Source organism: Subtercola vilae (genome assembly GCF_004923255.1).
GTDB classification, from domain to species: domain Bacteria; phylum Actinomycetota; class Actinomycetes; order Actinomycetales; family Microbacteriaceae; genus Subtercola; species Subtercola vilae.
The window spans coordinates 80,575-99,537 of the sequence record NZ_QYRT01000007.1; the positions used below are offsets into that span (position 1 = coordinate 80,575).

21 protein-coding genes and 1 pseudogene are annotated in these 18,963 nt (G+C 65.9%); 11 read left to right on the forward strand and 11 right to left on the reverse strand.

From position 1 onward, the window contains the following. Nucleotides 1–22: 22 nt before the first annotated feature. Nucleotides 23–322, reverse strand: a complete 300-nt coding sequence (locus D4765_RS05485) for a Dabb family protein (RefSeq protein ID WP_136641244.1) — start codon at nucleotides 320–322, stop codon at nucleotides 23–25. After that, entirely contained in the window at nucleotides 319–588 is a 270-nt protein-coding gene (locus tag D4765_RS05490; protein WP_136641245.1) for a glutaredoxin family protein, read from the reverse strand. The genes D4765_RS05485 and D4765_RS05490 overlap by 4 nt, the downstream gene beginning before the upstream one ends. A gap of 51 nt (nucleotides 589–639) precedes the next feature. Here D4765_RS05490 and D4765_RS05495 point away from each other — a divergent pair, with 51 nt between their 5' ends. After that, nucleotides 640–1,392: an HAD family hydrolase gene (locus tag D4765_RS05495; protein WP_136641246.1), complete on the forward strand. Its 753-nt coding sequence runs from the start codon at nucleotides 640–642 to the stop codon at nucleotides 1,390–1,392. An 85-nt stretch (nucleotides 1,393–1,477) separates the two neighbouring features. On the opposite strand, the gene D4765_RS05500 is transcribed toward D4765_RS05495, so the two are convergent. The 4 genes from D4765_RS05500 to D4765_RS05515 all read right to left on the reverse strand — a co-directional run bounded on the left by D4765_RS05500 (nucleotide 1,478) and on the right by D4765_RS05515 (nucleotide 6,371). Continuing rightward, entirely contained in the window at nucleotides 1,478–1,576 is a 99-nt protein-coding gene (locus tag D4765_RS05500) for a 30S ribosomal protein bS22 (RefSeq protein WP_003792170.1), read from the reverse strand. 127 nt (nucleotides 1,577–1,703) lie between these two features. Beyond that, nucleotides 1,704–1,919: a helix-turn-helix domain-containing protein gene (locus D4765_RS05505; protein WP_136641247.1), complete on the reverse strand. Its 216-nt coding sequence runs from the start codon at nucleotides 1,917–1,919 to the stop codon at nucleotides 1,704–1,706. Between the two features lie 188 nt (nucleotides 1,920–2,107). Then, a complete protein-coding gene (locus tag D4765_RS05510) occupies nucleotides 2,108–5,617 on the reverse strand; it encodes a S8 family serine peptidase (protein ID WP_237280277.1) in 3,510 nt (1,169 codons plus the stop codon). Nucleotides 5,618–5,840: 223 nt separating this feature from the next. Continuing rightward, nucleotides 5,841–6,371 (reverse strand): ArsR/SmtB family transcription factor, encoded by a 531-nt coding sequence (locus tag D4765_RS05515; protein WP_136641248.1) that lies wholly within the window; start codon nucleotides 6,369–6,371, stop codon nucleotides 5,841–5,843. A gap of 81 nt (nucleotides 6,372–6,452) precedes the next feature. Between D4765_RS05515 and D4765_RS05520 the strand changes: the two genes are divergently transcribed. After that, nucleotides 6,453–7,901 (forward strand): TrkH family potassium uptake protein, encoded by a 1,449-nt coding sequence (locus tag D4765_RS05520; RefSeq protein ID WP_136641249.1) that lies wholly within the window; start codon nucleotides 6,453–6,455, stop codon nucleotides 7,899–7,901. Next, nucleotides 7,894–8,565 (forward strand): potassium channel family protein, encoded by a 672-nt coding sequence (locus tag D4765_RS05525; RefSeq protein WP_136641250.1) that lies wholly within the window; start codon nucleotides 7,894–7,896, stop codon nucleotides 8,563–8,565. The genes D4765_RS05520 and D4765_RS05525 overlap by 8 nt, the downstream gene beginning before the upstream one ends. 73 nt (nucleotides 8,566–8,638) lie before the next feature. Here D4765_RS05525 and proC read toward each other — a convergent pair whose 3' ends face one another. After that, nucleotides 8,639–9,487, reverse strand: a complete 849-nt coding sequence (gene proC, locus D4765_RS05530; RefSeq protein ID WP_136641251.1) for a pyrroline-5-carboxylate reductase — start codon at nucleotides 9,485–9,487, stop codon at nucleotides 8,639–8,641. Between the two features lie 62 nt (nucleotides 9,488–9,549). Between proC and D4765_RS05535 the strand changes: the two genes are divergently transcribed. Further along, entirely contained in the window at nucleotides 9,550–10,512 is a 963-nt protein-coding gene (locus tag D4765_RS05535) for a cation diffusion facilitator family transporter (protein ID WP_136641252.1), read from the forward strand. A 17-nt stretch (nucleotides 10,513–10,529) separates the two neighbouring features. On the opposite strand, the gene tadA is transcribed toward D4765_RS05535, so the two are convergent. Beyond that, the gene (tadA, locus tag D4765_RS05540; RefSeq protein WP_272898608.1) at nucleotides 10,530–11,042 is read right to left on the reverse strand and encodes a tRNA adenosine(34) deaminase TadA; all 513 of its coding nucleotides are present in this window, start codon (nucleotides 11,040–11,042) and stop codon (nucleotides 10,530–10,532) included. 34 nt (nucleotides 11,043–11,076) lie between these two features. Between tadA and upp the strand changes: the two genes are divergently transcribed. From upp to D4765_RS05555, 3 genes are all read left to right on the forward strand, one after another. Continuing rightward, nucleotides 11,077–11,709: a uracil phosphoribosyltransferase gene (gene upp, locus D4765_RS05545; RefSeq protein WP_136641253.1), complete on the forward strand. Its 633-nt coding sequence runs from the start codon at nucleotides 11,077–11,079 to the stop codon at nucleotides 11,707–11,709. Nucleotides 11,710–12,095: 386 nt separating this feature from the next. Beyond that, nucleotides 12,096–12,833: a winged helix-turn-helix domain-containing protein gene (locus D4765_RS05550; RefSeq protein ID WP_136641254.1), complete on the forward strand. Its 738-nt coding sequence runs from the start codon at nucleotides 12,096–12,098 to the stop codon at nucleotides 12,831–12,833. A 103-nt stretch (nucleotides 12,834–12,936) separates the two neighbouring features. Then, nucleotides 12,937–13,410 (forward strand): VOC family protein, encoded by a 474-nt coding sequence (locus D4765_RS05555; protein WP_136641255.1) that lies wholly within the window; start codon nucleotides 12,937–12,939, stop codon nucleotides 13,408–13,410. A 14-nt stretch (nucleotides 13,411–13,424) separates the two neighbouring features. Here the strand turns inward: D4765_RS05555 and D4765_RS05560 are convergent, their stop codons facing one another. Then, nucleotides 13,425–14,474 carry a medium chain dehydrogenase/reductase family protein gene (locus D4765_RS05560; RefSeq protein WP_136641256.1) on the reverse strand — a complete coding sequence of 350 codons (1,050 nt, stop codon included), beginning with the start codon at nucleotides 14,472–14,474 and terminating at the stop codon, nucleotides 13,425–13,427. A 152-nt stretch (nucleotides 14,475–14,626) separates the two neighbouring features. On the opposite strand from D4765_RS05560, the gene D4765_RS05565 reads away from it, so the two are divergent. Next, entirely contained in the window at nucleotides 14,627–15,388 is a 762-nt protein-coding gene (locus tag D4765_RS05565) for a TetR/AcrR family transcriptional regulator (protein WP_161580363.1), read from the forward strand. An 11-nt stretch (nucleotides 15,389–15,399) separates the two neighbouring features. Here D4765_RS05565 and D4765_RS05570 read toward each other — a convergent pair whose 3' ends face one another. Then, nucleotides 15,400–16,014, reverse strand: a complete 615-nt coding sequence (locus D4765_RS05570; RefSeq protein WP_201799240.1) for a cation efflux transmembrane domain-containing protein — start codon at nucleotides 16,012–16,014, stop codon at nucleotides 15,400–15,402. A 100-nt stretch (nucleotides 16,015–16,114) separates the two neighbouring features. Here D4765_RS05570 and arr point away from each other — a divergent pair. Beyond that, nucleotides 16,115–16,450 (forward strand): annotated as a pseudogene (gene arr / locus D4765_RS20105) (NAD(+)--rifampin ADP-ribosyltransferase); the annotation flags it as partial. Nucleotides 16,451–16,488: 38 nt separating this feature from the next. Here the strand turns inward: arr and D4765_RS05580 are convergent. Beyond that, on the reverse strand, nucleotides 16,489–17,376 hold the full coding sequence (locus D4765_RS05580) for a LysR family transcriptional regulator (protein ID WP_136641259.1): 888 nt from the start codon (nucleotides 17,374–17,376) through the stop codon (nucleotides 16,489–16,491). Between the two features lie 95 nt (nucleotides 17,377–17,471). Between D4765_RS05580 and D4765_RS05585 the strand changes: the two genes are divergently transcribed. Then, a complete protein-coding gene (locus tag D4765_RS05585) occupies nucleotides 17,472–18,290 on the forward strand; it encodes an inositol monophosphatase family protein (RefSeq protein ID WP_136641260.1) in 819 nt (272 codons plus the stop codon). Continuing rightward, complete coding sequence (locus D4765_RS05590) at nucleotides 18,287–18,937, forward strand: NAD(P)-dependent oxidoreductase (protein WP_136641261.1); 651 nt, start codon at nucleotides 18,287–18,289, stop codon at nucleotides 18,935–18,937. The genes D4765_RS05585 and D4765_RS05590 overlap by 4 nt, the downstream gene beginning before the upstream one ends. The last annotated feature ends 26 nt before the right edge of the window (nucleotides 18,938–18,963 follow it).

Here is an 18,963-nt window from a genome sequence, read left to right on the forward strand (position 1 = left end):
GGCGCGGCGGGGTCGCGCGCGGTTAGAGCGTGAAGTCGATGGCGGCGCGCGACGCCACGAGCTCGCGGATGCCCGCCGACACCCGCACGTGGTCGGGGTGCGACTGGTAGCGGTCGAGCGCCGCGTGGTCGGCGAAATCCGAGACGAGTACGACGTCGGCGTTGGCCGGGGTCTGCTGCACATCGGGATATACCGAGAGCGCGACGATCTCGGGGATGAGCGGCACGAGCGACTCGAGCTGCGCGGCGATCCAGGCGGCCTGCGTGTGCCGCAGGGCATCCGTGTCAGCCAGAAGGGTGAAGGTGACGATGTGGCGAATCATGAGGCTCCCAGGAGTGCGCTGCGAAGGCGGGCCGGGTCGACCCGCCAGAAGGTGTGCACGCGGCCGTTCACCAGCACCACGGGAATGTCTTCGACGTACTCGTCGTAGAGCGCCGGGTCGTCGAAGATCGACAGCTCAGACACCGTGATCTCGGTCTCAGGGGCCGAGACCGCGAACTCGCCGACCACACCGGCGAGTACCTCACGGGCATCGTCGCAGAGGTGACAGCCCGGCTTCGAGATGAGGGTGAGTTCGACGCGCGCCACTGTTCAACCCTAGTGCGCACGCCCGAAACACGGCCCGGGTAGCATGTCGGCATGAGCGAACCCGCGCCCACCCCGGTCATCGCGTTCTTCGACATCGACAACACCCTCGTGCGCGGCGCAACAATCTATCTGGTGGGCCTCGGTGCCTGGCGACTCAAGCTGCTACGGCTTCGGGATGTTGCCACCTTCGCCTGGCAGCAAGCCCGGTTCATCGCGGTGGGCGAGAACATGCGCCACATGAACAGCGCGAAAGATCGCACTCTCGAACTGCTCCGTGGGCACACCGAGGATGAACTTCGAACCCTCGGCGAAGAGGTCTACGACCGGCAGATCGTGTCGCGGCTGTGGCCGCACGTGCTCGAGCGGGCGAACGCGCACCTCGCGCAGGGCGATCAGGTCTGGCTGGTGTCGGCGACCGCGGAGATCATGGCGCAGGTCATCGCCTCCCGCCTCGGGTTCTCTGGCGCACTCGGCACACGCTTCGAGAGCGAGAACGGGGTGTTCACCGGCCGGCTCGACGGGCCGATGCTGCACGGGGCCGAGAAGGCCGCGGCGGTCAGCCGTCTCGCCGCCGGCGACACCCGTAGCGGAACGAGCACCGGTCGCGCCGAGTCGACGGATGCACCGCGCCCTGCAGCTGTCGACCTCGCCGACTGCTGGGCGTACTCAGACTCGAGCAACGACGTGCCACTGCTGAGTGCAGTGGGGCATCCGGTGGCCGTCAACCCTGACGCCGGGCTGGAGAAGCTCGCTGCCGAACGTGGCTGGCCCGTGCTCTGGGCAAGCAAAAAGCGCCAGGCCTAGGCCTGACGCTCGGTGCAACTCACTCGGTGCAACTCACTCACTGCAGCTGAATCGGTGCAGCTGAATCGGTGCAGAGAAGGAGTGTCTACTTCTTGTTGCGACGCTGGTGGCGAGTCTTACGAAGCAGCTTGCGGTGCTTCTTCTTGGCCATGCGCTTACGACGCTTCTTAATTACGGAACCCACTGATACCTCACAAGATTTGGGTTTGACCGCGTATCACGCGGCCGGGAAGGAAAAAATTGCCTCGGAGTAGTCTAGCGCACAAGCGGCCCTACGCCGTTTCTGCACCGCTCAGGCGAAGTGAGGCGGCTCACGCCCCTGCTTCGGCAGCCTCAGCGGCCTCTGCTGCGGGGGTTCCGATCACGGCGGCAACAGCGGTCTCGGGAACCCTGAACGAGCGCCCGAACCGGATGGCCGGCAGTTCGCCGGAGTGAACAAGACGGTACACGGTCATCTTCGACACCCGCATCATGTCGGCGACCTCGGCGACGGTGAGAAAACGTACGTCCGACAGATCGTTCGGCATCGTGCGTGTTCCTTTCGGGCTCCGAGCGGAATCGGGCCAGCTTTGTGTTGCCTGTGTGGTAACTGGTAACTCTAGGGGCTGGTGTGGGCGGTGTAAAGCCCGTCGACGCCGAAGCGGGCGGTACGGGTCGCACAGGGTGACCTGCACCGCCCGCGGGGCGTGAGTTCGGTTCGGGCTACTCGTCTGGGCTACTCGCCCGAGGGGTCATTCGAGCCCAATTTGCGGCGCTTCTGCACCACCAGGGCGCCGATGCCGACGAGCAGCAGAACGGCGGCCAGACCGACCGGCAGCATCGGGTTCAGCCCGGTGGCGGCCAGCCCGCCGACACTCGACGAGCCCGAACCAGAACCAGAACCCGGCCCCGAACCGGCGCCCGGTACCGGCGTCGCACCGGGGTCACCGGGTGACACGATCGGGATCGCTCCCGTCACGGGCGGGTCGGTTGTCGGGGGCGTCACCACCGGAGGCGCTTCCGTCGTCACACCCACAAGGGTGCTCAGACCGGTGTCGCCGTACGCCACGAGCCCGAGGTACTTCGACGAGTAGTCAAGACCCGTCCACGAAGCGGTATAGCTGGTCGGCTGGCTCTGCACCCCGACCAGTGTCGACGGCGTGGCGGTGAACCCGCCGGCCCCCGCACCGGGGCTGACGTCGAAGACGTTCACGTCGAAGGCCCCGTTGGTGGGCGGAGAGCCGGCTGCAGCCGCGGGCAGGGCGAACACTTCGACACGCACCTGGTAGGTGCCGGCATCCGGAGCGATGAGATCGACACGCTCGTTCGCCGCACCGGTGGCCGACGACCACTCCTTGATCGGAGTGCCGTCGCCGCCGAGCTGATCGACGAACAGGTCGAGGTCAGCCCCCTGCGCGGCCGTGATCACCGAGGTGAGGTCGAACCGCGCCAGACTCGTACCCGCAGCGACGGTGGTGTTGTAGTAGAGCTTGTCGCTCACCACTCCCTCACCCGAGTGACCCGGCACGACATTGTCGGCCCGCGGCGGGTTCTTGGCGTCGACCGGCACCAGGTCGGTGAGCAGTGAGCCTTTGGCGAGACCCTGCACGGCGAGTGGAATCGATCCGTCTGACCCCGGAGTCACCTCGACCGGCACCGAGCCTGTGGTACCGAGGCCTTCGACAGCGCCCGGCGCCTCGAGCGGAACAGGCTGCACCGCGAGGGGGCTCCGCACCGTGGTGGCGCCGCTTGTCCACGTGAGGTACCCGGTGGCGAAGGTGTTGAGCGCGGCCGTGGTGCGAGTGAACGTCACCGTGTAGCTCTTCGACTCGCCGGCGGCGCCGAACGACAGCGTCGAGGGCGAGATCACGGTATCGACGCCGGCGATGGAGGCAGCCGCCGTGAAGGTGCCCGCCTCTGTCGACGTGACGGTTCGGGTGACGGTCTGTGTTCCGTTCAACGAGCCGATGGCGATCGACGCCAGGTTCAGCTCACTCGGGTCGACGGGCGTGGCGTCGTGGAACGAGTAGCCGATGCCCGCGATGTACGAATCCCAGTCGGCGGGGCCGTTGAGGTACAGCAGGCCGGGGCTGAGGTACTTCGTGGGGGTCACGTTGCCGGCGCCCTGGCCGAACACGTCTTCAACGGGAGTTCCGCCGAAATCGACCGTGTCGGTGGCCGTGGTCATCATGGCCGATTTGATCTCCGCCGGTGTGGCCAGTGGATGCTCGCCCAGGTACAGTGCCGCGAGCCCGGCGATGTGCGGTGCCGCCATTGACGTTCCCGAGAGGAACTCCCACGTCGGTGCCTTGCCGAAAGCGTTGGCGCCCGCCGCGAGAATCGCTACGCCGGGTGCGGAGACGTCGGGCTTCAGAATGTCGCTGCCGTCGGCCAGAACCGGGCCGTGCGACGAGAATCCGGCGAGAACCGGAGCCGCGGGTGATGCGCCGGCCGTGTTGCCCTTGCTGAACGTGACCGTCGCGCCGACCGTCGCCGCGTAGGCGAACGTCGCTGCGTAGGCGGTCGAGTCGAGGTGCACAGTGGGAACCGCATGCTCGTCGAGGTCGATCGACGAGGGCGTGGCATTCACCAGCAGCATGCCGACTCCGCCGGCGCGCAACACTTCTGCAGACTTCGCCGTACGGTCGACGACGCCGCGCTGGCAGAACACGATCTTTCCGGCGACTTTTGCCGGGTCGAGCGTGCCGGGAGTGCAGATCAACGCGTCGGCGGCCTTTGCATCGGCGAGCTTCACGAGGTCGGCCCGAACGAGGCCACCCGTGAGCGGGCCAGTGCCGTGTGCTTCGACGGTGATCGACCCGCCGGCGAACGTGCTGCCGTCACCCAGGGTGGCGGTGGCTTCGTAGCTCGGAATCGTCGTGGCGGCGACCGTGGTGTACCACGGCGACCCATTGTCGAGGGTCGAGGCACCGGGCCCGGAGTTGCCGGCCGAGGCCGCAACGAAGATGCCGGCCGAGGCAGCCCCGTAGAAGGCGAGGTCGGTGTCAGACACGGTCGTTGCGGCGCTCGAACCGCCGATGGAGAAGTTCAGCACGTCGACACCGTCGGCAACGGCCTGGTCGATGGCGGCCAGCATGTCGGAGTTGTTGCACCCGTCGGCTACACCCTTGCTCTTGTCACCCGTCCAGCAGACCTTGTAGACCGCGATCTTCGCAGCAGGGGCGACACCGCTGATGTTGCCGAAGCTGTCACCGGCGACGGTGGCCTTGACCGCGTTGTTGCCGGCCGCCGTGCTCGCCGTGTGCGAGCCGTGGCTGTCGCCGTCACGCGGCGAGACGTACTCACCATCGGCGACGCTCGCGATGTTGCCGGCGCCGAAGCCCGCGAGGTAGTACCGTGCGCCGATGATCTTCGTCGAGCAGTCGGCGGCGGTGAACTCGTCGCCCGTCACACAGGCACCGTGGAAGGTCGAGTTGTCAGCCTTGGCGAAGGTGATAGGAGAGTCAGCGAATGCCGCTGGGGGGTTCGGGTCGGTGTACGGCTCTGCGCCAGGCGTCGTGCCGAGTGCGCCGCCGGCGAACGAGGGGTTCTCGGGCGCGATACCGGTGTCGATGTCACCGATGACAATGCCCTTGCCAGCGTCGGCAACCCCGCCGACGGTGTTCCATACGCCCTTCGAGCCGTCGAGGCCGAGGTACGTCGTCGACGGCACCGCTTCGGTGATGTGCTTTGTCTCGTCGGGCGTCACCCGGGCGACGCTCTTGTTCGCCGTCAGTGCTGACGCCTGGGCGGGCGTGAGGTCGGCCGCGAAGCCGTTCAGAGCCAGCGTGTACGAATAGTCGATGCTCGCCCCCACCGACGAGGCGATGTCGTTCTGCGTGCTGTTCAGAAAGTCGCTGTAGCTCTGCACCGGAAGCGAGCGCGCATTCATCTGTGAGCCCGCCGCAGGCTTCGTGGCACTGAATCCGTTCACGCCGCCCTGGTAGGTGGCGGCAGCCGGATCGGTCAAGGTCACAATGTATCTGCCCGCCGTGAAATCGGTCGGCGGGCGGGTGGGGCCGCCCGGCAGCGGCGTGAGCGGGCTCGTACCCTGAGAGGCAGAGGTTGCCACCGAGCTTGCGGCCAACACCGAGCTTGAGGCCAACACCGAGCTTGCCGGCTGGAATGCTGCCGCACTCCCGGCCGCACCCGTCACAGCGAGAACCACGGCAGCAGTCGCTGCGGCGACCTTCACGCGGGTTGAAGCGAACAGTGTGCGGGTGGGCGGGCGCCGGGAACTACTCACGTAAGAAACCTCACTCAGTCAAAACGAACGGTGTCTTGGCGGTCGGGGCCGCTCTGTTCGACAACCATAGACAACGTTGTGGCCCTCTTTGGGGGGACTTTATTTCGGTTGTGTAAAACGTAAGAGTTTGCTGCAAATTAGTTGTGTCGGGCGAGACAAACCCACCATGAGTGCTAATGCGACGCGAATTATTTGCGTCTTTTCAGAAAACTTTTTTTGGAGCCTAATCGCTGCTACGGGAAATGGTGGGGAACCGTCTGGTGGCTTCGCCGAAGATCGTTCGTGCGCGCTCGGTGGCCGTCGCAACGGTCTGCCCGACGCTCTTGCCGACCCGGGCCGCAGACGACGTCGCCTGTTCGGTGAGCACGGCCAGATCGTCTGAGAAGCCGATTCCGTCGTCGTCGAGGGCCTCGTCGAAGTCTGCGCTCAGAAACGGAATGACCCAGTCTTCGAGCTCTTCGAGCGGCGAGGCGTCGAGCGCGTAGTAACGGTGCTGGCCGACCTCACGCACCGAGACGAGCCCGGCATCCCTCAGCACTTTCAGATGCTTCGACACTGTCGGCTGACTGAGCTCCGTGAGGGTAACCAGTTCAGAGACGCTGATCTCCCCCAGTGGCCGCTCGTCACCCTCGGTGCCGGCGACGGCTGGAATGTCGGCGGCGACCGAGGTGTCGGCACCCACGTACCGCTCGAGCAGCAGAGACAGCACGTGTCGCCTGGTGGGGTCAGCGATTACAGAGAAAATGTCGGCCATGGCTACAGGGTAGTTGCTGGGCGTCGCGTTGTGCAGTTGCGAAACCAGTGACAAGCTGGTGCTTCGTCACGAGGGGTGGGCATGCCGGCAAGCTCGATCGTGCGACGACCGCGCTACGGTACCCGCTCGTTCGCCCTGCGTGTTCGTGACGCGGTCGACGATTTCTCGGGCCGCTCGCCCTCGCGCTTCGCGATCATCATCTTCGCGATTCTGGTGGTGCTGTTCACCATGGTTCTGTCGCTGCCGGCAGCCAGTGCATCCGGTCGCGGCACGGGGCTTGCCGACTCCCTGTTCACCGCCGTGTCTGTCATCTGCGTGACCGGGCTGTCAACGGTCGACATGGCGACGCACTGGTCGGTGTTCGGCGAGGTGGTCATCTATATCGGCGTGCAGATCGGCGCCATCGGCGTGCTGACGCTGGCGTCGCTTCTCGGGCTGATCGTCTCGAGGCGGCTGGGGCTCCGGTCGCGCCTTCTGGCCGCGGGCGAGGCAGACCCGTCACGCACCCACGCGGGCGTCGCGGGCTCGAGCCAGGCCGTGCGGCTCGGCGAGGTGGGCGGCCTGCTGGCCACCGTCGCGGTGAGCGCGCTGGTCATCGAACTGGGCCTCGCAGTGCTGCTTTTTCCCCGGATGCTCATCGATGGCCTTGCGCCCGGCAGCGCGGCACTCCAGAGCCTCTACTACTCGGCGATGGCGTTCACCAACACGGGGTTCTCGCCCAACGCCGAGGGGCTCACACCCTACGCGTCGGACTACTACTTTCTGGGCATCCTGATGCTGGGAGTATTTCTGGGCAGCATCGGTTTTCCGGTGATCTATGCACTCTCGAGGGCGTTGCGCACCCCCGGCCGCCAGCGCTGGTCGCTGCACGTCAAACTCACGCTGCTGACGTCGGCGACTCTGCTGGGGGTGGGCGCGGTGCTCTACTTCGCGCTCGAGTTCTCGAACCCCGCCACCTTCGGGCCGATGGGCGTGGGCGAGAAAGCATTCCAGTCGCTCTTTCTCTCAACCATGACGCGCTCGGGCGGCTTCGCCACGATTCCCATCGACCAGCTCAACGGGTCGAGCATGCTGGTGACCGACATGCTGATGTTCATCGGCGGCGGCTCGGCATCCACTGCCGGCGGCATCAAGGTGACCACCATCGCGATTCTGTTTCTCGCGGCGTTCGCCGAGGCACGCGGCAACGACTCGATGGAGGCGTTCGGTCGCCGCATCCCGGCCGACATTCTGCGCCTGGCCGTGAGCGTGGTGCTGTGGGGGGCGACCACCGTGGCCGTGTCGACCATCGTCATCCTGCAGATCTCGCACGCAGCGCTCGACGCCGTGCTGTTCGACGTGATCTCGGCCTTCGGCACCTCTGGCCTGTCGACCGGGCTCACGGCCAGCCTCCCCGACGCCGGGGTGTACGTCATGGCGGCCACCATGTTCATGGGCCGCATCGGTACCGTCACCTTCGCCGCCGCCCTCGCCCTCCGGCAACGCCGCCAGCTCTACAAACACCCAGAAGAGAGGCCCATCGTTGGCTAGAGACAAGTCTGCAGACGCACCCGTGTTGGTCATCGGCCTCGGACGGTTCGGAGCCTCGGCCGCCGACAAGCTCGAACAGCTGGGGCGCGAAGTTCTCGTGGTCGACACCGACCCCGTGCTCGTGCAGAAATGGGCCGGGCGCGTCACCCATGTGGTGCAGGCGGATGCCCGTGACCTCGATGCTCTGACCCAGATCGGCGGGCAAGACTTCGCCATCGCCATCGTCGCCGTCGGGTCATCTGTCGAAGGCAGCGTGCTCATCACAGCGAACCTCGTCGACCTCGGCGTGCCGCAGATCTGGGCGAAAGCCATGTCGACCTCGCACGGCAAGATCCTCGAACGCATCGGGGCGCACCACGTGGTCTATCCCGAAGCCGAGTCGGGTTCGCGCATCGCACACCTCGTCTCGGGGCAGGTGCTCGACTTCGTCGAGTTCGACGACGAGCTCTCGCTGGCCAAGCTGCGGCCGCCGAAGGTGGCGCGGGGCGGCGCGCTGTCGGGCCTGGGGCTGCGGCGCCGGTTCGGCATCACGGTGGTGGGGGTCACGTCGCCGGGCGAGCCGTTCGTCTACGCGGGGGCCGACACGGTGGTGGGCACCGACGACGTCATCGTGGTGTCGGGTACAGCGACCGACATCGATGCGTTTGCGCGGCTGGGTCAGTAGTTCTGTCTGGTTCGTGCGGCTCGGCTGGCGGTAGTCGGCAGATGGCCGCGGCTCCCGGATGCCCGGGCGGGCGTCAGCCGGCGGCGAGCTCCCGGGCGCGAGCGAGCGCAGCAGAGGTGGCCTCGATGAAGAGGTCGTCGAGCCGGGCATCCTGCAGCACGGCGAGCGCACGTTCGGTGGTGCCCTTCGGACTCGTCACCTGCACGCGCAGCTGTTCAGCACTGGCGCCCGACTGGCGCAGCAGCTCGGTGGCCCCGGCGAAGGTGCCGTTCACGAGCTGGGCGGCCTGCGCGGGCGTGAAGCCTTTCTCCACAGCCGCGGCGGTCAGCTTTTCTATCAACAGATAGACGTAGGCGGGGCCCGAACCCGAGATGGTGCTGAGAGCATCGATCTGTGACTCAGCCACTTCAACCACTTCGCCCACCGTCGAGAACAACCGCGACACCGTCTCGAGCTGCGCCGGCGTCGAACGCGTTCCCGCGCTCACACCGGTCACGCCGCGGCCCACCGCCGCGGGGGTGTTCGGCATCGAGCGAATGACGGCGACCGAGGGTGGCAGGTGCGCTTCGAAGGTGGCGATGGTCACGCCGGCGGCCACGCTGACGACGATCGTGCCGGGTTCGAGTACGGGAGCGATCTCGTCGAGCAGGTCGGGCACCATGTGCGGCTTCACGGCCACCAGCACGATGGCGGCGCCCCGAACCGCGAGCACATTCGCGTCTGCGGTGTCAGTGGTGACGAAACTCACCAGCGCGGGCGAGACCGGCAGCAGGGCAGCGCTGGTCGCCGTTCGATTGGTGACCCGAATGCCGCCGTCGACCTCGACCGAGGGCGCCAGCAGGCCGCTCAGAATGGCCCGGCCCATCGAGCCAGTGCCGAGAATGCTGATCGAGGGGAGTCTGACGGTTCGTTGGTCGGTCACGGCACCAGCTTAAGATGGAAAACACAGTCGGCAGTCGAAACGCACAAGCAGAGGGTTCAGACGTGAGCGCATCGGGCGGTAGCAAGGCCATCATCGCGGCGCTCGGGGCAAACCTCGGAATCGCCATCATCAAGTTCGTGGCCTTCGTGTTCTCTGGTTCGTCGTCGATGCTCGCCGAGAGCGTGCACTCGCTCGCCGACTCGGGCAATCAGCTGCTGTTGCTGCTCGGGGGGCGACAATCCCGACGCAAGGCCGACACCGAGCATCCGTTCGGGTACGGCCGCGAGCGCTATGTGTACGCGTTCGTGGTGTCGATCATCCTGTTCTCCGTCGGCGGGGTGTTCTCGCTCTACGAAGGAATCGAGAAGGTGGGCCACCCTCACCCGATCGAGACCCCATGGCTGCCGATCGTGGTGCTCGTGGCGGCGATGGCGCTCGAAGGCTTCTCGCTGCGCACCGCCATGAAGGAGAGCAACCACACCCGCGGAACCCAGTCGTGGGTGCAGTTCGTGCGCCGCGCGAAAGCCCCCGAGCTGCCGGTGGTTCTGCTCGAAGACGTCGCCGCACTGACTGGCCTCGCCCTGGCATTCATCGGCGTGGTGCTCGCGGTGGTCACCGGCAATGGCGTGTGGGACGGCGTCGGAACCATCGCCATCGGAGCCCTGCTCATCGTCGTGGCCCTCATTCTCGGCATCGAGACCAAGAGCCTGCTCGTGGGCGAAGGGGCGACCGACGTCGACGCCCAGGCCATTCTCGGTGCCATCGAGGCGGGGCACGACGTCGAGCGCGTGATCCACATGAAGACGCTCTACCTCGGGCCCGACGAACTTCTGGTGGCGGCGAAGATCGCGCTGCCCGCCTCGGCACGCCTCGACGATGTGGCGCACACGATCAACGCTGTCGAGGCGCGTATTCGCGCTGCCGTGCCGATCGCCCGGGTCATCTACATCGAGCCCGACGTCTACGTCGCGCCGATCGATCTCGCGACTCCCACCGAAGCGATTGTCATCAAGGCCTCCGACTGACGCGGCACTCGGCTGACTCAGTGTTCGTTTGGCGTTCGAAAGAATTCGGTGAGCAGGCGGGAGCACTCGTCTGCCCGTACTCCCGCGAAGACTTCGACCCGGTGGTTCAACCGCCTGTCGCGCAGAACGTCGTAGACGGAGCCGGCCGCTCCGGCCTTGTCGTCCCACGCACCGAACACCACCGTCTCGACGCGGGCCGCGAGAATCGCGCCGGCACACATGACGCACGGCTCGAGCGTCACGATGAGCGTCGAGCCCGGCAACTGCCAGTCGCCGGTGGCCGCGCCAGCCGCGCGAAGGGCCACCACTTCGGCGTGCGCCGTGGGGTCACTGTGGAGCTCCCGCTCGTTGTGGCCCACCGCCAGAACTTCGCCGGAGGCCGACACGAGAATGGCCCCGACCGGCACATCGCCCGAGGTCAGGGCGGCGCGCGCCTCGGCGAGGGCGTCGAGCATCCATCGGTCGTGGTCGGCTGAGGCAGGAAAGACGGCCGACCTGCGCTCGTCACCCACACCCCACCACCCGATCATTCATCGTCACCCCGTCACAGAGTAGATTTAGCCTATGCGAGTTCACGTTGCCGACCACCCGCTCATCACGCACAAGCTCACCGTGCTGCGCGACAAAAACACGGCGTCGGCCACGTTTCGTGCCCTCACCGAAGAGCTTGTGACACTGCTCGCCTACGAGGCCACCCGCAACGTTCGTGTGAACGAGGTGACCATCGAGACGCCCGTGGCCACCACCACCGGGGTCGCCCTCAGCGAGCCCCGCCCGCTCGTCGTGCCGATTCTGCGCGCCGGGCTCGGCATGCTCGAAGGCATGGTGAAGCTGGTTCCCACCGCGGAGGTGGGTTTTCTGGGTATGGTTCGCAACGAAGAGACCCTCGAGCCGAGCACGTACGCTGAGCGACTGCCCGACGACCTGTCAGACCGGCAGTGCTTCGTTCTCGACCCGATGCTGGCCACGGGCGGTTCGCTCGGCGCCGCCATCGATTTTCTTTTCAAACGCGGCGCCATCGACGTGACGGCCATCTGCCTGCTCGCGGCTCCCGAGGGCGTCGCCGCCCTCGAGAAGCGCACGGCCGGCCGCGATGTGACCCTGGTACTCGGCGCGCTCGACGAGAAGCTCAATGAGCTGGGCTACATCATTCCCGGGCTCGGCGACGCCGGCGACCGCCTCTACGGAACGGTCTAGACCGCTCGAGCCGTCTGTATTCCTGCGTTTCGCGCCTGAGGGCGCAAAAAGATTGACAATGGCAGCGATTATCGGCTTTACTGTGAACATGTCTGTCAACGCGTTCGCCCCTACCTCCTTCGAGGCTCTGGGAGCAACCGGCACGATGATGCCCGGTCGCGCCGACATGCAGTGTCGAATGTGTCGCTAACGAGAAACACTCTCTCGCCGAGCTTCGACTGCCGCCGCCCCTTGTGAGGCGAGCACCGTCGAACTCCCGGCTGGCCCGCACCCCGGTCAGCCGAATCCCGGCTCTACGCCGCATCGACAAATCGCACAGTTTCACCACAAATGCCGCTCTTCGGCTGTGGGCTGTGCCGCATCATCACCTCCAAAGGACCACGACCGTGTCAATCGCACACCTCTCAACCCCGCTCGCCACCTCATACACCGCTGCATCCGACCCTTCCACGCCCTCGGCACAGGCTCCTGCCGCCGACACCGCGCCGGCGCTGCCCCAGGCCCACATCCGCGCCGTGCCCGAGGGCACTGAAGCCCGTGGTTTCGTCCTCTACGTCGGAATCGACGAGGGCAAAGCCGAGGGCGACCACACCAACCTGGGCTCCATCGTCGCCCAGATCAAAGCCCTCGTGGCACAGATCGCGCCGAGCTCCGAAACCTACGCAGCCGTGGCACTCGCCCCGCGCGGCGCCGGTGGCCGCGACGTCGACGTTGTGCGCCTCGCCCTGCAAGACCCCGCCGCTCTTGCCAAGCACCGCCAGACTCCGGATGCCCCCGCCGACCGCGCCCGCGACGGAGTGGTCATCGACCTCTCACGCAAGCGCCTGCTGCTCGACAACGAGCCGGCGAACCTCACCTACAAAGAGTTCGAGCTGCTGCAGTACCTCGTTCTTCGCGAAGGGCGCACCATCGAGCGCACCGAACTGATCTCCTCGCTCTGGAACTCGAGCGACGAAGAGATCCCCAACGAGCGCACCATCGACGTTCACGTTCGCCGGCTGCGTTCGAAGCTCGGCGACTACGAAGACATCGTGCGCACCGTGCGCGGCGTCGGTTACCGCTTCGACCGCCACGCCGATGTCTCGGTGCGCCAGACCAGCACGCCGTCGCCCGACCTGTTCTGAGTTGTTTTGATCGCCGCCGTGCACCCACGATTCAGTGGCGCGGGGGTCGGCAGAGGTCTACGGTGAAGTTCAACGAAGTGGTGGTCGGTGAGAGGAGCATCTCGTGCAGCGAATCGTGCCGTTTCTATGGTTCGACGATCAGGCTGAAGAGGCCGCTGAACTCTACGTGAGCCTGTTCCCCGACGCGCACATCGACCACGTACAGCGCTGGCCCGACGGAACGCCTGACGCAGGTCGTGCGTTGGTCGTCGAGTTCACCCTGTTCGGCCAACCCTGGCGTGCGATGAACGGCGGCCCCGGGCATCCGTACACCGACGCAGCATCGTTCCAAGTCGACTGCGACACGCAAGAAGAGGTCGACCGCCTCTGGAGCGCGTTCACGGGCGACGGCGGCCGGGAGATCGCCTGCGGGTGGTGCGCCGACCGGTGGGGAATCGTGTGGCAGGTGACACCCGTGCGCCTGTCAGAACTGCTTGCCGACCCCGACCCGGGCCGAGCCAGCCGAACCATGATTGCGATGCAAGGCATGATCAAGCTCGACATCGCTGCGCTCGAGGCTGCAGCCGACGGTCGTTGACGCCCGCGACGGAACTACGGCAGCAGGATCACCTTTCCGTTCAGCGTGCGCGACTCCGCCAGCTCGAGTGCGGCTGCGGCGTCGACAAGAGGGAATCTGGCGGCGATGTTGGCGTTGATGGTGCCTGCGCGAAGAAGCTCGAAGACACGGCCGAGGTCTTCTTCCAGTCGCCTCCGAAATCGAACGGGCCGCACTGTGTGACCCGACCAGAGGTCGTAGAAAGTCGCCCTCTTCCCGTTGGGTAACACACTCCACAGCACCGCCTGGCCGATCGCTTTCAGAAACGGTGCCATGAGACCACCTGTGCCACTGACGGCATCGATGATGGCGTATGACACAAGGGTGCCTCCACGAGCCAGAAGGGTGAAAGACGTTCGGGTTGCACGCCCGCCGATGTTGTCGAAGACCGCGTCGACCCCGGCAGGGGCGTGCATTCGCACGAGCGCCGGGAGACGGGGGTCTGCATAGTCGACGGGAACAACCCCGGCCGCTCGCAGAGCCTCGTGGTGGCGAGGAGACGCCGCGCCGATGACTCTGACGCCATGGTGCTGGGCGAGCTGAATGAGAATGCCACCGACACCGCCGTTCGCGCCGAAGACCAGAATCGTCTGCCCCGGCTTCACCTTCGCGGCTCTGTGCAACATCTGCCACGCGGTGACACCGTTCACAACAACTGTCTCGGCATCTTCGGGGCTGATGCCGTCGGGCACCACCACCGTGTCACGAGCGGAGACGACGACGTACTCGGCCCACGCACCGGTCTTGGTCATCGACGCAACTCGCCGACCGATCATCTGACGGTCGCCGTCGGGGCCGACGGCTCGTACTCGGCCGACAAGGTCGTAACCAGGAACGAACGGAAACGCGGGCTGGCCGAAATACCGCCCCTTTCGCATGGCCTGTTCTGCGAACGAGATTCCCGTCGCCTCGACCTGAACGAGAAGCTGACTGCCCGTCGGTGCGGGGAGTGGAGCGGTCACGACCTGCAGATCGTTCGGTTCGACGATGCCGGGAAGGATGACGCGGGAGCTCATTGTGGGAAGCGGCGCAGCGGAGGAGGTCATGAGGCTTCTTTCGGGTCGATTGGATGAAGAGCGCCGGTGCGGAGGGCATGATCACCGTTGCGGTACATTGCGTTATTGTGTCACATTGTTAGTGGTCTTCACTTTAGTGATGGGGTGTTACTCTGTCAATGCACCCGAGAAAGCGAGCCTCCATGAGCACCCCAGCCGCCAAACCGACACGACGAGACGAGCGCCGTGCACAAACGGTGCGTGAGATCAAAGAGCTCGCCATGAAGCAGATCAGCGCCGGCGGCCCCGATGCGGTGTCGCTCAGCGGTATCGTGCGCGAAATGTCGATGTCGCCAGCGGCGGTGTACCGGTACTTCGCAAACCGAGACGCGCTGTTGGCAGACCTGGTTGTCGACGCGTACAACGAATTGGCAGATGCGCTTGTTGCGATCGAGCAGGCCACGGGGTCAGCGCACGATCATTTGATCGCCGTTCTTCATGGCAGCCGAACGTGGGCGGTGGAGCATCCGAACGCCTACCGACTGATCTTTCAGACCAGCGTCGGATCAGGCAAAGACTTCGCCGTTGAGCGCACCGTGCCGGCAGCTTCGCGAAGCATGGCCGTGATCGTCGAGGCGCTGGATGCCGTGACCACCCGCGACAATCGTGTCGTGCCGCTCGAATCGCCCGCCCGAAGGCTGCCGATGTCCGAAGCAATCACCGAGTGGGCCGAACGGTCGGGCCTCGCACAGTACTCAGAGAGTGTGCTGATGTTGGCCGTTCTCTCGTGGACACGGTTGCACGGCATCATCAGCCTGGAGCTCGGTGGGCACCTCGCCGCGACGGGAATCGACGCGGCCCTGCTGTTCGAAACCGAAGCAGCGACACTCTGCCGCCAGGCATCCGCCCTGCAGACGGCTCGGCCCGAGTCGATTGAGCCGATCGAGCCGATCGAGCCGAAGTGATGGTGAAGTAGTCAGGGGGTCGGACTGAAGATCTGGATGGCTTCGCGGGCGGCGTAGTAAACGATCACCAGCCCCGCCACCGGGTCTGCCCACCACCACCCGAGCATCAGATTCAGCAGAATTCCCACGAGAACCGCGACGGCCAGTAGTCCGTCGACGAACGTCACCCGCCCTTCGCTCTGCAACACCGGATTGCGAAGCTCTCGCCCAGTACGACCTTTCGCAGCCGCAAGAGTGAACATGACGGCGGCGGTCACCCCGGTCCACACGATTCCGCCAACGCTGGCTGAGGCATGATGAGCCGTCGCCAGCGCCACGACCGACTGGATCAGCAGATACACCGCCAGCAAGACGAAGGCGCCGCCGATCAGTCGCAGCGCCCGCTGCCGTCGACGCTCACCAACGCCGGCCAGCTCCCAGAGCACGACCGTCGACGCGCCGATCTCGATGAAGCTGTCGAGCCCGAACCCCGCGAGCGCAATCGACGAGGAAGAAAAGACGAGCACCGCCAGAACAATCACTCCGACGATGTTCCAGCCCAGGGTGAACCATTCCAGACGCCTGCCCCGGCGAAGAAGCACCGCCGCAGCCGTCGAATGCGGCACAACTTCATCAGGCACGGTCACGAACCGATTCTCGCAGGACGCCGCTCTCACCGAGCGCACGCGAACCCCGGGTCGAACCGCGAAAGCCCCGGCGGCGGTAGGTCCTGCGCCGAGAGGGCGACTTTCCCCAGAACGTCGCCGAACCAGACGGCGAGCGACGTTCTGGGGCAACTCGACGGCGACCCTGGATGCAGCAGCGTGGGGCGCTGAACTCGCCCAGGGCGAGGGGGCAGAGCGCATCTACGTGGTCGAACCCACCGGTGACCTCGAAGACGATCCCAACGTGACCGACAAGAAGTTTCCCGACAACCCGACCCGGTCGTACCGCACCCGGCAGCCCGTGCAGATCGTCGGCGAACTCGAGGAGTGGGTGGGTCACTCCCCCGAACAGTTGCAGGCGATGCGGGACGGGCTCGCCGAGCTCAATCGCCGAGGGCTTGATGTCATCTACGACTGAAAAGCGAGAGGCCACAGAGCCGCGTTAACGACCGAGACTCAGTCGAGAAGCCCCGCGAGGATGCTGCTCGCCTGGGCGCGAAGCCACTGATGAGCGAGGTCTGAGTCGTGCCGTCGATGCCAACTGACCACAGCTGGCAACGGTTCGAGCGCAAGGGGCAGCAGTCGGCGTGCAAACGAATCGCTCCCCCGCACGAGCCGACTCGCGACCACCGTGATCGCGTCGCTGTTTCGCACCACCTCGAGCGCGACGGCGGTTGACGGGAGCGCAGCGATCACCTTTCTCTGCAGATCGTGCACGGCCAGAGCCTCGTCGATGGGCCCGCGCAACCGCCCCCGTCTGGAGATGACGACGTGAACTGCCGCTGCGAAGTGCTCGATACTCAGCGCGTCGAGCGCGGTCAGCGGATGCCCGGCACGCATCACCACCGCGAGCTGATCGGTTCCCACCGTTGTCGACCGAATGGCTGGGGATGGGTGGGCGGCTCCACTGATCTCAAGGTCGGAGACCCCGCGGGCCATGTCGTGCCCGTCAACGGTCTGTTCACCCAGGAAGACAAGCGTCACACCGGGGGCCGCGCCGGCAACCTCAGCGAGCAACGGGGGAGCCAGCGCCGCAATCAGGGCTTCGTTGCCGCGAACGGTGAAGTTGCGCTCGAGCCGCGCGAGGTCGAGCGAGCGAGGCGGAGACAGCACTGACTCCGCACGCGTGACGAGTTCTCGCACCTCGTCTCGCAGGTGCAGAGCACGGGGAGTCGGCACCATCGCGCGGCCGTTGCGCACCAACACATCGTCGCCGGTGGCCTGCCGAAGACGGCGCAGGGCATGACTCATTGCGGGAGGCGTCAGGTGCACCGCAGCCGCGGCCCCCTGCACACTCTCATGTTCGATCAGGGCATCGAGCGCCACCAACAGATTCAAATCCACATGCAGAAGACTAACTTGTCAGCTACCAAACATGAACTGGATTGAAGTGTTGTGACTTTGTACGGTCGAATCACACCACATACAAGGAGAAGCACATGTCGTCACGATTCACCGCTTACGCCTCCCCGGCCGATGTCGATCTCGTCAGCCAGGTAGAAGAGATCGCACACAAGGCGGGCGAGCGCCTTCTCGCCCTGTACTCGCCGAGCATCAGGCCGACTGACCGGCAGAGCATGCTCACTGCCGCACGGGCCAACGAAGAGGCGGCGGCGGCAGGCCTCCGGGCGGCGCTGGAGCAGGCGCGGCCGGATGCCCGCTTCAGCGATGAGCAGAACGAGACCTCCTCGCTCCCCGACGGAGAATGGTGGGTCGTCGACACTGTCGAAGGAAACGTTAACCATGTGCACGGCCTCTCGGAATGGTGCGTCTCGATCGCTCTCGTTCGTGACAACGTGCCGGTTCTCACGGTCATCCGGCAGCCCGTCGGCGACCTCACCTTCACCGCCGTGCTCGACGGCGGTGCGTTCGTGAATGACGTACCCCTGCGGGTCTCCGCCAAGAACGGTCTCGACATCGCCGTCGTCAGCACCGGGCAAGCAGAAGCCGGGCAAGCCGACACGTACCGGCGCATCGGGGAATCCATCACAGCGATGCTCGGCTCTGCGCTCGCCGTGCGGGCACAGGTGCCGTCGACCTTCCCGATTCTGCTCGTCGCCGCCGGTCACAGCGACGCCTTCTGGCAGTACGAACCGAACCTCCCCGGCGTCGCAGCAGGCGTACTTCTCACGACGGAGGCCGGCGGAACCGTCAGCACCATCGACGGTGGCCCCTGGGCCCCCGGCGCCGACACCATTCTGATCGCCGCCCCTGGCGTTCACGCAGCCGCACTCGACGTGCTCGGCAGCGTCTCATGAGCGCCACGACACCGCTGCTGCGAATCGTCGTGCTCGGGGCCAGCGGCGCAACCGGCCAGCATCTCGTCGATGGTGCACTCGCACGTGGGCACGAGGTTCACGCTATCGTTCGGGATGCCGCGCGCTACAGCCACTCGACGTCGGCACGACTGACCGTACACACGGGAGACGTGCACGACGCTGCTTCCATCGCCGCGGCAATCACCCCGGCCAGCATCGTGCTCTCCGGCCTCGGGCTGCGATCGAAGAAGCAAGCAGGCACTCTCACCGCGGGCGCACGCGCCGTTCTCGCCGCCCGCCCTCACCACGTGGTCTGGCTCGGAGCCATCGGAACAGGTCGTTCGGCGACAGCCGTCGGTCGCCTCACCCACCGGCTTCTCAAAGCGGGATTCGGCGCCGAATACGATGACAAGACCACCGCCGACTGCCTGATTCTCGATGCACAGCACACCGTGATCCATTCGGGGCCCCTGAACGACAGACCCGCCCCGCACTACGAGGCCCTCCCCCTCAGCTCGGTACGCCGGCGCTTCTTCCCTGCATTCACCCCTCGCCAAGCGGTCGCTCAGGTGATGCTTGACGAGGCCGAGAAAGGCCCGCATTCGGCATCACTTCTCGTGCCTCAGAAAACCGACCGAACCCACTGATCGACGAAGGCGGCGAACCCGAGCAC